At 68.2% G+C, this 15072-nt stretch carries 12 protein-coding genes; 6 read left to right on the top strand and 6 right to left on the bottom strand.

Annotated features, from left to right (window positions below):
* Positions 1–27: 27 nt before the first annotated feature.
* The 3 genes from K8640_RS13030 to K8640_RS13020 all read left to right on the top strand — a co-directional run bounded on the left by K8640_RS13030 (position 28) and on the right by K8640_RS13020 (position 3779).
* Entirely contained in the window at positions 28–1236 is a 1209-nt protein-coding gene (locus tag K8640_RS13030) for a type I restriction endonuclease (protein ID WP_223747334.1), read from the top strand.
* A 24-nt stretch (positions 1237–1260) separates the two neighbouring features.
* The gene (locus tag K8640_RS13025) at positions 1261–3060 is read left to right on the top strand and encodes an SIR2 family protein (protein WP_223747333.1); all 1800 of its coding nucleotides are present in this window, start codon (positions 1261–1263) and stop codon (positions 3058–3060) included.
* Positions 3061–3374: 314 nt separating this feature from the next.
* Positions 3375–3779 carry a hypothetical protein gene (locus tag K8640_RS13020; RefSeq protein ID WP_141323460.1) on the top strand — a complete coding sequence of 135 codons (405 nt, stop codon included), beginning with the start codon at positions 3375–3377 and terminating at the stop codon, positions 3777–3779.
* A 100-nt stretch (positions 3780–3879) separates the two neighbouring features.
* Here K8640_RS13020 and carB read toward each other — a convergent pair whose 3' ends face one another.
* Entirely contained in the window at positions 3880–7134 is a 3255-nt protein-coding gene (gene carB, locus K8640_RS13015; protein ID WP_141323461.1) for a carbamoyl-phosphate synthase large subunit, read from the bottom strand.
* A 153-nt stretch (positions 7135–7287) separates the two neighbouring features.
* Here carB and K8640_RS13010 point away from each other — a divergent pair, with 153 nt between their 5' ends.
* Positions 7288–8082 (top strand): hypothetical protein, encoded by a 795-nt coding sequence (locus K8640_RS13010; RefSeq protein WP_223747332.1) that lies wholly within the window; start codon positions 7288–7290, stop codon positions 8080–8082.
* Between the two features lie 57 nt (positions 8083–8139).
* Here K8640_RS13010 and K8640_RS13005 read toward each other — a convergent pair whose 3' ends face one another.
* Genes K8640_RS13005 through K8640_RS12990 form a run of 4 tightly spaced genes read right to left on the bottom strand, consistent with a single transcriptional unit; the run spans position 8140 to position 11529 of the window.
* Positions 8140–9330 (bottom strand): pyridoxal phosphate-dependent aminotransferase, encoded by a 1191-nt coding sequence (locus tag K8640_RS13005; protein ID WP_223747331.1) that lies wholly within the window; start codon positions 9328–9330, stop codon positions 8140–8142.
* 51 nt (positions 9331–9381) lie between these two features.
* A complete protein-coding gene (gene coaD / locus K8640_RS13000; RefSeq protein ID WP_046714191.1) occupies positions 9382–9864 on the bottom strand; it encodes a pantetheine-phosphate adenylyltransferase in 483 nt (160 codons plus the stop codon).
* 45 nt (positions 9865–9909) lie between these two features.
* Complete coding sequence (gene rsmD, locus K8640_RS12995; RefSeq protein ID WP_223747330.1) at positions 9910–10467, bottom strand: 16S rRNA (guanine(966)-N(2))-methyltransferase RsmD; 558 nt, start codon at positions 10465–10467, stop codon at positions 9910–9912.
* Positions 10468–10491: 24 nt separating this feature from the next.
* Entirely contained in the window at positions 10492–11529 is a 1038-nt protein-coding gene (locus K8640_RS12990; protein WP_223747329.1) for a hypothetical protein, read from the bottom strand.
* A gap of 245 nt (positions 11530–11774) precedes the next feature.
* On the opposite strand from K8640_RS12990, the gene K8640_RS12985 reads away from it, so the two are divergent.
* Positions 11775–12692, top strand: coding sequence for a LysR family transcriptional regulator (locus K8640_RS12985; RefSeq protein ID WP_223747328.1), 918 nt, complete (start codon positions 11775–11777; stop codon positions 12690–12692).
* A gap of 43 nt (positions 12693–12735) precedes the next feature.
* Positions 12736–13374: a class I SAM-dependent methyltransferase gene (locus K8640_RS12980; protein ID WP_223747327.1), complete on the top strand. Its 639-nt coding sequence runs from the start codon at positions 12736–12738 to the stop codon at positions 13372–13374.
* A gap of 222 nt (positions 13375–13596) precedes the next feature.
* Here K8640_RS12980 and K8640_RS12975 read toward each other — a convergent pair whose 3' ends face one another.
* A complete protein-coding gene (locus tag K8640_RS12975; protein WP_223747477.1) occupies positions 13597–15012 on the bottom strand; it encodes a hypothetical protein in 1416 nt (471 codons plus the stop codon).
* Between the last annotated feature and the right edge of the window lie 60 nt (positions 15013–15072).

The following is a 15072-nucleotide window of genomic DNA, read 5'->3' as shown; positions in this document are numbered from 1 at the left end:
GCGCCGTGCACGAAGTGGGGGAACGACATGGGCCTTGGCGAAGATTTGCGACTGCTGTCCGAGCAGGTTCGTAAGCGGCAGGCGTTCATCAAGGGGGAGGAGGCCACGAAGCAGGCTCTCATCCTCCCGTTCATCCAAGCGCTGGGTTACGACATCTACGATCCCACGGAGACGCAGCCGGAGTACGTCGCGGACTTCGCCAAGAAGCGCGGCGGCGTCATGGAGAAGGTGGACTATGCGCTGCACCTGAAGGGGCAACCCGCGCTCTTCATCGAGTGCAAGGCCGCGGACGCAACTCCCGAGGACCACGACGGACAACTGGCGCGCTACTTCAACGCCACGCCGTCCGTGCGCATCGGAGTCGTGACGAATGGCACGCGCTACCGGTTCTTCACCGACCTCCAGTCCTCCAACATGATGGATGCGACTCCGTTCATGGAGTTCAACGTCCTCAACTTCACCGATCGGGATGTCGACCTGCTTCGCCCCTTCACGAAGGAGTTCTTCGATGCGACGTCCATCCAGGGACACGCAGAGGAGATCATCTTCGTCGGCAAGGTCACGGCGCTCATCAACGAGCTGCTGCGCAACCCCTCCGAGAGCTTCGTTCGGTTCCTGCTGGCGGAGGTCGAGCTGGTTTCCGGGCGCGTCACACGCAACGTGGTCGAGCGCTTCGTCCCCATCGTGAAGAAGTCCATCCAGACCACGCTCCTGGACATGATGACGAAGTCGATCCAGCAGGAGATCGCCCAGCCCAACGCCCCCAGTGCCGCCGCGCCGAGCCCCGCGGAGGCCCTGCAGCGAACGGCAGAGGTCGCGGAGGGGCCAGTGGTGCCACAGATCGAGACCACGGAGCTCGAACTGGAGATCTTTCGAATCGTCCAGAAGCAGTGCGCCGAATCCGCGCTCAGGCAGTCCATCAGTTACAAGGACTCGACCACCTACTTCGGCATCAACCTGGGCAAGGTGACGTCCTGGTTCATCCGGGCCTTCACCAATGGGAAGAAGAAATCGCTCGTCACCCGGCTACCCGCGGAACAGGCGGCGATGCTCGCCCCGGGGTTCGAGGTGGAGGCGGCGCCGGACGGCATCGGTAGGAGCCGCATCTACTTCAACGCGTCTGGCGACATCGAGAAGCTCCGGACGCTGGTGCTCGTCGCCTACGAGGAGGAAGCCAGGAGGCAGAGCAGCGGTAACGCCGATGGTGGCTCCTCCGAGAACGCGACGTCAGTTTGACCTACTCAGGAACCCGCCCCACTCATGCCCGTTGAAGCCCTTGAACGACTCGCGTCACCCAACTCCCTGCTCAACTCGCTGAGCAACAGCGACAAGAAGATTGCCTTTCTTGTGGGTTCTCCGTTGTCGATGCCGGACACACCCGGATCCCCCGGTGTCCCAGGCACCGCGGAGATGGTCAGGCGCGCCAGGGCGGCAGCAGGCGCGAAGGCAGAGGCCGAGTTCGATGCCACTCTTGCGACGGCGGACAGCACACGGCAGTACCAACTCGCGATGCAGCTCCTTCGGAGCTGGAGCAATCAGGAGGCGGTCAATCGGGTCATTCGCGAAGCCGTGTTGCAAGCCAGGCTGACTGCATCCTCCGCCGAGACCGCTGACGTCCAGCGCTTCGACGAAGACCACCACGGTTGGTACCTGCCTGCCGCGACGCGAGATCTCGGAAAGCTGGTCGTATCGTTCCCCGAGCGATTCGGTCCCATCCTGACGACCAATTTCGACCCCCTCATCTCCGTTGCCATTCGGCAAGCGGGGGGCCGGGTGTCGCAGGTCATTCTTCACGCAGACGGACGACTGGATGCCGTGCGGCCCGAGCGGGGCGACCATCGCGTCGTCCATCTGCATGGGTACTGGACCCGCTCGGATACGCTTCACACCCCGATACAGTTGACCCAGGAACGCCCGAATCTTGACGCATCACTCCAGTCACTTCTGCGTGAGTACATCCTGGTGGTGGTTGGCTACGGCGGATGGGACGATATCGTCACGCAGGCCCTGGCGAAGTGTGGCCATGACACTCACGCCAATGTGGACATCGTCTGGGCCTTCTATGAGTCGGATAGTGCCCTGGTCCACTTTCGATACAAGTCTCTCATCTCGAGCATTGGCTCCATTTCCGGACGCGGCCGGTTCCGCATGTACGGAGGCATCAACTGTCACACGATGTTCAAGGACCTCCATAGGGAAATTGAACGTCTGGCAACACCTACGTCCATTGCTCCGCCCCCCTCCGTGCCCAAGGAGGTCCTCGTTCCGGTCGCAGCCCCACCTCGCCCGAGTCCGGCCGACGTCGTGAAGGCCGTGCCTCCAGCGCCCCCTGCGACCACCGCCGGGCGAGTCGATCCACCCGTGGCTCCGACAGCGAGCCTCCCCCCGACGAAAGTCGAACCTTCAAGAACGCGCTTCGGGCCACGACTGCTGGTCCCTCTGCTACTGGTCGCAGTGGGATTCCTGTACCTGCGCGAGTCCGAGTCGACGCCCCACCGCCCCGAGCCCACCACGCCCTCTCCAGAGCGCGGAAGGTCCCAGCGCCAGCGGGAGTCGAGAGGGAGCAACCCCGACCTGCCGATCGTTCCAGTCGCGCAGCAGCCCGCACCACCGCGAGCCGTTCCCATCAGCGGCCTTGTCGGTGCTTCAACGCACCCCTCCACCATCGAGGGGCTCCGCAGCAAGAACCAGGTCAGTCTCATCCCTCGAAGCAACAGACCTCAACGTGCGAACGACATGCCCGAGGGTTCCTACGGTTTCGCGCCAACAGAGACGGTCTATCAGTTGAGAGCAGCCACCGTCGTCGCCACCCCTACGGGCGAATCCTTCGAATTCCACCGCCTTCGAAACGACACCTTCACCCTGGTCGGCTACGTCCAGCCTGCGAGCCGAACGGCCTTCGACCAAGGGCGAGCCATGAACCTCGTGCTCGCTCCGCGTCCTGACTCGGAACGACAGCAGCTCCTCGGTGTCCCCTTTCAGCGGATTTCCTCCTTGGGGCTGCGTTCGGACGGAGGAAGCAGAGTCCTCCTGGTGTCGCTGAGCGAAGCACCTCGCTGACTTTCACATCCGAGGCGCAGCCCACCGCGCCTCGTTGAATCCTTCACGTCGCATCACCTGAAAAGCTCATGCACAAATCCCTGTTTCTGGCTGTACTCGCCGTTGTGTTGATGGGAGCGGATGAAGGTGGCTGCGGAGATACCTCCGAGCCGCTACCGCCCCCGCTGGTGGAATGCACCCCGGAGTCGTGTTCGGGCTGCTGCCAGGGAACCACCTGTATCGCGGGGAACACGACGAACGCCTGTGGGAACAGTGGCCTCTACTGTTCCGCGTGCGTGGGTTTGAACTCCTGCAATGTCGAGCGACGAGAGTGCGTGCTGGATGTCTCCTCCTTGGTGGCCATCCAGCCCTCTCAGGCCACCATCTCCGCGCAGGATCCCAACGACAACCTTGACTGGGACGTCGATGGCTCGGCGCCGGATGTGGTCGTCGAGCTGCGGTGCCCGACTTCCGTCGCTGGCGAGCCGCTGGTGACGCGGACACCCGAGATCTCCAGCTGGACGCCCCAGTGGAGCACGGGTGGCTGCTCCACCTCCGCGGAGGTGCTGCTCGCCCAGCCCATCGAGTTCAAGGTCCTCGATATCGACACGCTCCTCGACGACGAGATTGGAACCATCAAGCACCAGCTCACCCAGGATGAGCTCAAGGCAGGCACTGTCTCCCTCTCCCTGCCGCCGGCAATCACCTCGCTGACAGTGACGCTGTCTCGGGCTCGGTAACCATTCAACCGAGGCATTCCTCCCCCGGAAGCACCACGGCCCCGCTCCCAACTCAGGGGAACGGGGCCGCGATTCATCTCAGGACCGAGCGCCCTGAACCCTACCGGCGAGCCTTGCCCGGCACCGTGCTCGTAACGCCCAGGTACTCCTGCAGCGGCTTGACCTCCAGGTCCGCCCGCTTGAGCGACTCCAGCGCACCCACCGCCATGCGCGCCGCCTGCACCGTCGTGTAGTACGGCACCGAGTGCATCAACGACTCACGGCGAATGGAGAAGCTGTCCGCGATCTCCTGCTTGCCGAAGGTGGTGTTGATGACCAGCACGATCTCCCCGTCGACGATCTTGTCGACGATGTTCGGCCGGCCCTCCTTCACCTTCTGCACCACCTGCGCCTCGATGCCCTTCGTCGCCAGGTACTTGTGCGTCCCCGCCGTCACGATGAGCGTGAACCCCATCGCCCGCAGACGCCGCGCCAGGTCCACCACCGCCGGCTTGTCATCGTCCTTCACGGAGATGAACACCTTGCCGCTCTTCGGCAGCTTCACCCCCGCCGCCAGCTGGCTCTTCGCGAAGGCCGACGCGTAGTCCTGCGCCAGCCCCATCACCTCGCCCGTCGACTTCATCTCGGGCCCGAGGATGACGTCCACGCCCGCGAAGCGCGCGAAGGGGAACACGCTCTCCTTCACCGCGACGTGGTTCATCTGGGGCTCCTGCGTCGCCCCCAGCTCCGCCAGCGTCTTGCCCACCATGCACAGCGCGGCGATCTTCGCCATCGCCACACCCGTGGCCTTCGAGATGAACGGCACCGTGCGGCTCGCACGCGGGTTCACCTCCAGGATGTAGATGGTCTTCCCCTGGATGGCGAACTGCACGTTCATCAGCCCCACCACGCCCAGCTCCTGCGCCAGCGCAATCGCCTGGTCCTTCATCCGCTCCACCAGGTCCGGCGACAGCGAGTGCGGAGGCAGCGTCGCCGCCGCGTCACCCGAGTGCACCCCGGCCTCCTGGATGTGCTCCAGCACCCCGCCAATCATCACCGCGCCCGTCCGGTCCGCCACCAGGTCCAGGTCCACCTCGATGGCGTCCTTCAGGAACCGGTCGATGAGCACCGGGTGCTCCGGCGACGCGCTCACCGCCTCACGCATGTACCGCTCCAGGCTGGCCGCGTCGTACACCGTCTCCATCGCCCGCCCGCCCAGCACGTACGAGGGCCGCACCATCACCGGGTAGCCGATGCGCTCGGCCACCTTGAACGCCTCCGCGTGGCTGCGCGCCACCCCGTTCTCCGGCTGCGTCAGCCCCAGCTTCTCGATGAGCGCGCTGAACCGCTCGCGGTCCTCCGCCCGGTCAATCGCGTCCGGCGGCGTCCCGAGAATCGGCAGGCCCGCCTTCTCCAGCGGCACCGAGATGCGCAGCGGCGTCTGCCCACCGAACTGGACAATCGCCCCCACCGGCTTCTCGCGCTGCGACACCTCGAGCACGTCTTCAATCGTCAGCGGCTCGAAGTACAGCCGGTCCGACGTGTCGTAGTCCGTCGACACCGTCTCCGGGTTGCAGTTGACCATCACCGTCTCGTACCCGGCCTCGCGCAGCGCGAACGCCGCGTGCACGCACGCGTAGTCGAACTCGATGCCCTGTCCAATCCGGATGGGACCGCTGCCCAGGATGAGCACCTTCTGCCGGTCCGTCGGAGGCGCCTCGTCCTCCTCCTCGTACGTCGAGTACAGGTAGGGCGTGAACGCCTCGAACTCCGCCGCGCACGTGTCCACCCGCTTGAACACCGGACGGATGTTGCGCGAGTGCCGGTGCGCCCGCACCTCCTCCTCCGGGTAGCCGAGCAGCTTGCCCAGGTACTTGTCGGAGAAGCCGTGCGCCTTCGCCTGCCGCAGCACCTCGTCCGGCAGCTGATCCAACCGGCCGTACTCCTGGATGGACTGCGCCTCGCGCACCAGCATCTCGATGTAGCGCAGGAACCACGGGTCGATGGCGGACAGCTGGTGCACGTCCGCCACCGTCAGGCCCTCGCGGAAGGCCTGGGCCACGAACCACGGCCGCTCGGGGCGCGGGATGCGCAGGGCCTCGCGCAGCACCTTCTCGCGCTCCTCCTTCTCCTGCGGCAGCTCGGGCGGCTCCAGCCCCACGCGCCCCAGCTCCATCGAGCGCAGCGCCTTCATGTACGCCTCGGGGAAGGTCCGGCCGATGGCCATCACCTCGCCCACCGAGCGCATGCTCGTGGTCAGCGTCCGGTCCGCGTGCGGGAACTTCTCGAAGTTGAAGCGCGGCACCTTCACCACCACGTAGTCCAGCGTCGGCTCGAACGAGGCCGGCGTGTCGCGGGTGATGTCGTTGCGCAGCTCGTCCAGCGTGTAGCCCAGCGCCAGCTTCGCGGCGATCTTCGCGATGGGATACCCCGTCGCCTTCGACGCCAGCGCGCTGGAGCGCGACACGCGCGGGTTCATCTCGATGACCACCATCCGGCCATCCTTCGGGTGGATGCCGAACTGGATGTTGCTGCCACCCGTGTCGACGCCAATCTCCCGGATGATGGCCAAGGACGCCTGACGCATCCGCTGGTACTCGCGGTCCGTCAGCGTCTGCGCGGGCGCCACCGTGATCGAGTCACCCGTGTGCACCCCCATGGGGTCCAGGTTCTCGATGGAGCAGACGATGATGACGTTGTCCGCCGTGTCGCGGACCACCTCCAGCTCGTACTCCTTCCACCCCAGCACGCTCTCCTCGACGAGGATGGTAGACGTGGGCGAGGCCTTCAGGCCCGAGCGGCAGATGGTCTCGAACTCCTCGCGGTTGTACGCGATGCCGCCGCCGGTGCCGCCGAGCGTGAAGGAGGGCCGGATGATGGCCGGGAAGCCGATCTCCTCCACCAGCGCCATGGCCTGGTCGAGCGTCGTCGCGTAGCCGCTCTTGGGCAGCGCCACGCCGATCTTCTGCATCGCCGCCTTGAAGAGCTGCCGGTCCTCGGCCTTGTTGATGGCCTCCAGCGACGCGCCAATCAGTCGCACCCCGTACTTCTCCAGGATGCCCTGCTCGGCGAGCGCCTTGGCCAGGTTGAGGGCCGTCTGGCCACCCATCGTCGGCAGCAGCGAGTCCGGCCGCTCGGCGGCGAGGATGCGCTCCGCCGCGTCGACGGTGATGGGCTCGATATAGGTGCGAAAGGCGAATTCGGGGTCCGTCATCACCGTGGCGGGGTTGCTGTTGAGCAGCACCACCTCCACGCCTTCATCCCGGAGAGCCTTGATGGCTTGAGTACCGGAGTAGTCGAACTCGACGGCCTGCCCGATGACAATCGGGCCCGAGCCAATCACCAGAACCTTGCGGATATCGGTACGCTTGGGCATCGGGGCGCCCCCATACCAACCTCTGCCCCGGCATGCACGGATGTTATGTGGCCGTGTCCTGCCGGCCGCCCAGCCGCCCGGTGCGCCGGGTCCACACCCGGCACGCGCCAGGGCGCCCCGCTCTGCTACGCTCCGCCCCTTCTCGGAGGTCGCATGCGTCGCTGGTCCCTGGCCCTCATCCTCTCCCTCACCTCGCCCGCGCTCGCCCTGGCGCAGGAGACGCCCGAGCCCACCGCCGCGCCCCCCGCCCCCCAGGAGCCCGCCGCCCAGGCCCCCGCCGCCTCGCCTCCCGTGAAGGCCGAGCCGCCCCCCGCCCCCGTCCCCAAGCCGGCCGAAGCCGCCGCCGCGGAGAAGCCCGCCGCCGCGGAGAAGCCCGCCGCCGCGCCAGAGAAGCCCGCTGCGGACGCGAAGCCTCCGCCGCCCAGGCGCGCCGAGCCCGTCGCCCCCGCGCCCGCACAGAAGCCCACCCCGGCGCCCACGACGGCTGCGGCGCCCGTGCCCGCCATGCCGATGAACCTGCCGGCGGGGCTCGACACGGCGCCCCCGCCGCCCACCTCCGCGGAGGAGCTCAAGAGGCAGGACATCCAGACGAGCGCGCGCGTGCTCTTCCAGTTCCTGCTCACCGGCGACGTGCGCAGCACCGCCAACGAGCTGTTCTACCCGTTCCAGCTCGAGGACAAGCGCTACGCCACGCCCGAGGAGCTCGTCGCCGCGTGGGTGAAGCAGCTGCGCGTGAAGCGCACGGACCTCATCTCGCTCTACGACGTGGAGGTGCTCACGCTCGAGGCGATGGAGAAGAAGTACGGCAAGGCCCCCGCCCGGCTGGGCCTGGACCTGCGCAACGCGAAGGACATCTGGGTGGCCGTGGGCAACCTCTCCGGCCGCGCCGCGGTGCTCGTCTATCGCCCCTATGGCGAGGAGCACCGCGCCTTCGCCTACACGGACTGAGCTTCCCCTCCGCTCCGGCGTCGCGCGTATGGACGACACCGGAGCGCTCGAGGGACTTCAGCGCAGCGCCTGGACCAGCTCGCCCAGCCGCTCCAGCCCCTTGCCGAGCACCTGGCGCGAGGTCGCGAAGCTCATGCGGATGTAGCCCTCGGCGCCGAACGGATCTCCCGGCACCGCGGCGACGCGGAAGTCGTCCAGCAGGATTTCGGAGAGCTGCACCGAGCCCGCCACGGCCTTGCCCTTGTAGGGCCGCCCGTAGAGGCCGCGCACGTCCGCGAGCGCGTAGAAGGCGCCCTCGGGCATCCGGCACTTCACGCCGTCGAGCGCGTTGAGGCCGCCCACGAAGAAGTCCCGGCGCTCCTTGTACTCCTTCACCATGGTGGCGATGGTGTCCGGCGGGCCCTTGAGCGCCGCCAGCGCCGCCTTCTGGCCGATGGACGAGGCGTTGGACGTGGACTGGTCCTGCACCAGCTGCATCGCGGACAGCACGGGCCGGGGCCCCGCCGCGTAGCCCAGGCGCCAGCCCGTCATGGAGTACGCCTTGCTCATGCCGTTGACGACGACGAGCCGGGGCACCAGGTCCGGGGCCACGTCGCTGATGCCCAGCCGCTCGCCCGTGTAGAGGAGCTTCTCGTAGATGTCGTCGGTGACGATGAGGCAGTCGTGGCCGCGCACGGCGTCGGCGATGCCCTCCAGCGCGGCGCGCGAGTACACGGCGCCGGTGGGGTTGCCCGGGCTGTTGATGATGATGGCGCGCGTGCGCGGGGTGAGCACCCGGCGGATGGCGTCCGGATCCGGCGCGAAGCCGTCCTCCTCGCGCGTGTTGACGATGACGGGCGTCGCGCCGGCCAGCCGCACCATGTCCGGGTAGCTGACCCAGTAGGGCGCGAAGATGATGACCTCGTCACCCTCGTCCAGCACCGCCTGGCAGAAGTTGTAGAGCGCCTGCTTGCCGCCGGAGGTGACGAGCACCTGCTCGGGGGTGAAGCGCAGCCCGTTGTCGCGCTCCAGCTTGTGGCAGATGGCCTCGCGCAGCTCGGGGATGCCCGCGGTGGCGGTGTACTTGGTGAAGCCCGCGTTGAGCGCGTCGATTGCGGCCTGCTTGACGTAGTCGGGCGTGTCGAAGTCGGGCTCGCCCGCCGCCAGGACCACGACGTCCACGCCTTGGGCCGCGAGCGCCTTGGCGCGGGAGTTGAGAGCGAGCGTCGGGGAGGGCTTGATGGCCTGGAGCCGGCGGGCGAGTTTCATGGCCCGGATGCGTAGCGCGCCAGGGCCGGCCCGACAAGGGCTGTCGGGCCGCTACGTCTTCCGCGCGAATTTCGCCTGCAGCCCCGCGTGGACATTGGGCGGGACCAGCCCCGTGACGTCCCCTCCGAACGAGGCGACTTCACGCACGAGCTGGGAGGAGATGTAGAAGTAGTCCTCACCTGTCATCATGAAGACCGTCTCGACGGTGGGCGCCAGCTTGCGGTTCATGTTCGCGAGCTGGAACTCGTATTCGAAGTCCGACACCGCGCGCAGCCCGCGGACGATGACGTTCACCCCGCGGCGCTTGACGTAGTCGACCAGCAGACCATGGAAGGCGTCCACCTCCACACGGTCGTCCTTCACGGCGTCGCGGATGAGGTCGCGGCGCTCGTCCTCGGTGAACAGGGGGGTCTTCTTGGGGTTCACCGCGATGGCGACGATGACTTTGTCGAACATCTTCAGGCTGCGCTGGATGAGGCTCAGGTGCCCGTTGGTGAGCGGATCGAACGAACCTGGGTAGATGGCGACAGGCATGCGACGGGGAGTCTCGGACGGGGCCGAGGGCCGGTCAAGGAATGCTCACGGCGCCCGGTAGAACGAGACCAGCGTGTCCCCGAAGCGGCGCTGGTCCTCCCGGGTGAGTCCAGCGTGGGACTCGGGGGCCTCCTCGCGCTTGTCGTGCTCGACGACGAGCATCCCGCCGGGCGCGAGCACCTTCGCCGCCATGACGGCCTCCAGCACCGTCTCCACCACGCGCGCCGCGTAGGGCGGGTCCGCGAAGATGAGCTCGAAGCGGTCGCCCCGGCGGCCCAGGGTGTCGAGCCCCCGCGCCACGGGCTGGGAGAGCAGCTCCACCTGGGCCGAGAAGCCGAGCGCCTGGGTGTTCTGCTTGCACAGGGCCTGGGCCTCGCGGTCCTGGTCGACGAGGACCACGGCGCCCGCGCCGCGGGACAGGGCCTCGAGGCCCAGGGCGCCGGTGCCTGCGTAGAGGTCGAGGACGCGCTGGCCGTCGAGGAACTGGCCGAGGACGTTGAAGACGGTCTCCCGCACACGGTCCGCGGTGGGGCGGATGTGTTGCGACGTGGGCTTGGGGCCGGCCAGCGCCCTGCCCTTCGCGGAGCCTGAGACGATTCGCATGGGGCCTTCTACACCGCGCGGGGGCTACTCGCCCTGGTTCTGCGCGAGGAAGCGCATCACGGAGTGGCCCGTGCCGGCGGCGCCCAGGGCGGCGAGGACCTCGGCGGCTTCGGCGAAGGACAGGGCCTCGAGCCGCTCGCGGGCCTGGGGGTCGAGGGGAGGCAGGGAGTCCTCGACGACGCTCAGGAGCTCTCCGGCGGCGACACCGGAGGCGGTGGATTTGGACTCGAGACTCTCGCGGACCTCGGGGGGCCAGGAGGTCAGCGCGAGCCGCTCGAAGGGGCCCACGCAGTCGACCTTCTTCGCGCCCGCGGCGACGTAGGTGGGGAGCATGCGGGGGAAGCCCTCGCGGACGTCGCCGACGCAGACGGAGGCGTTGTAGTCCGTGGCCAGGTCGACGATGGAGCGCAGCGTGCCCACGTCGGGTTCGGCGCCGCCGAGGTCACGTTCGGAGACGCGGACGAAGCGGAGGGGGACCTTCCACTGGGACAGGCCCTCGAGGAGCGTGCGGTAGGCGTCGATGAGGCCGCCCGAGGCGGGCGTCGGGGCGCTCAGTTCGAGGGCGAGCTCGCGCTCCGTCACGGGACCGACGAGGGCGTTCACGGCCTCCACGGCGGCGTAGGAGTCCAGGCGGGACAGGTCGAGGGAGACCAGGGTGAAGCCCGCGTCGACGACGCGAAAGAGGCCCTCTCGCAGGGGGGCGAGGGAGTCCTCGTCGGAGCCGGTGACGCGGATGGGACCGGCCTGGAGGAACAGGGGGCGCGCGTGGTCGGCCTCGGCGGCGGCCTCGTGCACGGCCGCGACGAAGCGCTCGGCGGCACCACGATCGGCGGTGGGGTGCGGACAGGCGAGTCCGAGGACCGCGTCCTCGGAGCGCGCGGCGCGGAGCAGGCCCGGCAGCGCGGCCTTCGACTGGACGGGGAGACAGGCCAGCGCCACCGGGAGGCGCTCGAGGGCGCGCAGGGGCTCACGCGGGTTGAGCAGCGGCACGCGCGAGTTCGCGCCCACCCGGGCCACCGTGTTGCCGGGCCGCAATGACAGCACCTTGTCGAGCACGCTCATGGGGCGCGGAGAATCGTCCGCCCGTGGGGCCCGTGGCAAGGTGCAGCGTGGGGGGAGCGTCGGTTGGAGTACGGGGTCGAGTCCCGTACGCCGCGCCCCTGGAAGGACCTGGAGTCGAGAGGGAAACCTCAAGGATTCCAGGCCCTTTGTCTCCGTCCTGTGCTTCAGCCCCTCGCGCGGTGGAGTTGACGGAGGTTCGCTCCGCGGCGGCTCGTTACCGTGCGTCACAGGTATAGTCTTCCCCCGTGGACTGGAACGATCTCCGCTACTTCCTCGCCCTGGCTCGGCTCGGCTCGGTGCGCGCCGCCGGCGCTGCACTCGGCGTGAGCCACAGCACGGTGGTCCGGCGGGTCGACGCGCTCGAGTTCGAGCTGAGGACCCGGCTGTTCGACCGGCATCGCGACGGGTTCGTGCTCACCGATGCCGGCGAGCGAATGATGCCGGCGGCCGTGCGCGTCGAAGACGAGGTCTGCGCGCTGACGCGCGGCGCTGCCGGACATGACGAGAGCCTGTCGGGGACGGTCCATCTCACGTGCTGCGACGAGTACGTCGCAGGGCAGATCCTCGAGGACCTGCGGCCCTGGTGCGAGCAGCACCCAAGCGTGGAGATCGCGGTCACGACTGACAGCCGGCCCTTCAACCTCGCCAAAGGCGAAGCCGACCTCGCCGTGCGGGCACTCCCCAGAGACACCACGCCACCGGAGTACCTGGCCGGGCGGCGGCTTGCCCCCATCGTGTGCGTCAACTTCGTTGGAGCGGCGCATGTGGAGCGGCTTGATCCACGCGGGGGCGCGGCGCGGTGGCTCACCATCGAAGATCGTCGTCAACTCGAGCCCCTCGTCCGCGAGGGCAGCTATCCGGGGCTGCCGATGTGGGGCGCGTTCTCCACCTTGCATCTGCTGGTGCGCGCGGCGATCGAGGGGCTCGGCCTCGTGATCCTCCCCGCCTATGTCGGAGACGCGGAGCCCGGGCTGGTACGGCTTCCAGAGGCAGACGCCCGGCACGTCGCCGATATCTGGCTCCTGTACCACCCGGACCTGCGCGACAACGCGCGCGTGCAGGCGGTCCGCGGCGTCATCCGCGAGGGGTTCGAGCGTCGCATCGCGCGGTACGCCGGGCGGCGCACGGACGCACCACAGCGTTCCGCCGACGCACCAGCCTGACCGAACGCCTCCGGTGTATCCACCAGCGGACCAGGAGGCCGACATGACGACGCACCCGAACGCTCGATTCTGGGACGGAATCGCCGAGAGGTACGCGAAGAAACCGCTCCCGAACCCCGCCGCGACCGCTCGCAAGCTCGCACTGAGCAGGGACCGGCTCCGCCCGACGGACCGACTGCTCGACGTGGGGTGTGGCACCGGCAGCATCGTCCTCGAGCTCGCGCCCCACGTGGCGGAGGCACATGGGGTCGACATCTCGCGGAACATGATCGCCATCGCCCACCGCAAGGCCTCGGCTGCGGGCACCGCGAACGTCGTCTTCCACGCGCAGCCTGCCGGCACGCTGGACGCGTTCACGGACGCGCAGTTCGACTGCGTATGCGCCTACAACCTCCTGCACCTGCTTGACGATCCAGCGGCGCTCCTGCACGCGATGTATCGCGTGACCGTGCCGGGGGGCACGCTCGTCACCTCCACTGCGTGCCTCGGCGGCCCCCTGGGGCCAATATTCGGGGGCCTCCTCGCGGTGATGCGTTGGCTTGGCAAGGCGCCACGGGTAACGGTGCTCCGCCGAGACGAGCTTCGGGCCGCTGTCGCCGATGCGGGGTTCGTCGATATCGAGACGCCCGACGTCGGCGACAGCGCGCAGAACGTATTCCTGATGGCGCGCAAGCCGCGATGAGCTGGCGGTTCCCGTCCCCTGGCCGAGCAGAACGGACGTCACCGTCCGGCGAGCGACGTGGCGGGAGGCACTGCCCGGCCAGCAGTTGTGGAGGGCCCTGGCCGGAATATCGAAGCCGGTTGAGAAGCAGGAGGGGTTCCAGGTCGCCGAAGCCTTCGATGCGAGCGGCCTGACGCAGAAGGAGTTCTCCGCGCAGCGAGGGTTGAGGCTGAGCACGCCCCTCTACCCCGTCGACTTCTCGACCGGGACAGGGCTTGGACGCGGGGGCGTGACAGGGGGAGGTCGTGTCTCGGTATTCGCCAGCCGCGCGAGGGGGCGGAAGAGCGACATGACGCCATGGCCCAAGACGGGCAAGGCCACGGAGGGCTGGAGAACCGCCTCCAGCCCCGCGTGCAGGTGCAGCATCCGGTAGAACTGGCGATGGACGTGTGCGTCCGTCGACGTGCGCTCCATCAGCCGCAGGATGTACCAGTGCAGCAAGCCCAGCCCGAAGGGCCGCTTCCCGACGGCCTGCCGATACAGCAGGTCCATGCCCGTGCCCAACAGCCACGGGAGCCGGATGACTTCAGGCAGCCGCTCGCGGAAGCGCTGCGCCAGGCCCGACAGCTCGCCTCGTCCGGTCTGCTCGCGAAGGCAGGTGTCCAGCAGCTCGGCGCCAAGCCCCGCCACCGACATGCCTTGCCCGTAGAGGGGGTTGAAGGCACACGCGGCGTCTCCCAGGATGACCAGCCCCTCGGGAAAGCGGGGCAGCTTCTCGTAGTGCCGCCACCGGCAGTCCTTCACCTTGTGCTGGGAGATGGGCCCTATCGGCGTGGCCTCTTTCAGGAAGTCGTACAGGTCCGGACGCGTCAGTGAGCGCGCGTACTCGAGGAACCCCGCGTACTCGGTGGGCGCGTGCTCCCCGAAGTAGCCATTGAGGGTGACGATCCACCGGCCTCCCTCGACGTGGGAGATGAAGCCCGCGCGCCAGGCCTTGGGAGGATTTGGATAGAGGAAGAGCGCCTTCCATTCCTTCTGGAAGTGGGGCGGCGGCTCGTGCAGGCACGTCGTGTAGGAAAGGTCCACGACGACCTGCTCTTCCTCCGGGCGCGCGTAGCCGATGGCTTCCAACCACTGAGGCATCCGCGAGCCCCGGCCGCTGGCATCCACGACGAGGTCCGCCGACCACGACTCCTCGCCCTGGGGTGTCTTGACCCGGACGCCCGTGATGCGTCCCGTGCCCTTCTCGTCGTGGATGAGCCCTTCGATGGAGCAGCCCTCGCGCACCACGACGTTGGGCCGCGCCTTCACCCGGCGCAAGACGTTCCACTCGAGCAGGGGCCGGGTGCACAGCAACCCGGGGATGCCGCTGGTGCGGCGCAGCTTCCACACCCCGAAGTGGTGCCAGGCGAGGTCCCCGCTCGAGTCGATGAGCTCGGCGCCCTGGACCTGGAGTTGCTCGAACAGGTCTGGGAAGTACTTGTCGAGGATGCGCCGGCCCGCGTCCAGCAGCACGTGGATGTGCGGTCCTTGCGGAACACCCTTGCGCGCGGCGGGCCCTTCCCCCCGGACATCCCGCTCCACCAGCGTCACCGTGTCGAAGTGGTCCGCGAGCACCCGGGCGCTCAGGAGTCCCGCCATGCTGCCGCCAATGACCACGGCGCTTCCGAATCTGCGTCCAGAGGGTTCCAAGTCCCAAGCCTCCACGGTGTCATGTCG

This window comes from Myxococcus sp. XM-1-1-1, from assembly GCF_020037095.1.
GTDB classification, from domain to species: domain Bacteria; phylum Myxococcota; class Myxococcia; order Myxococcales; family Myxococcaceae; genus Myxococcus; species Myxococcus fulvus.
Note: the sequence above shows the minus strand (reverse complement) of the source record. Positions and strands in the feature narration are given on the sequence as shown.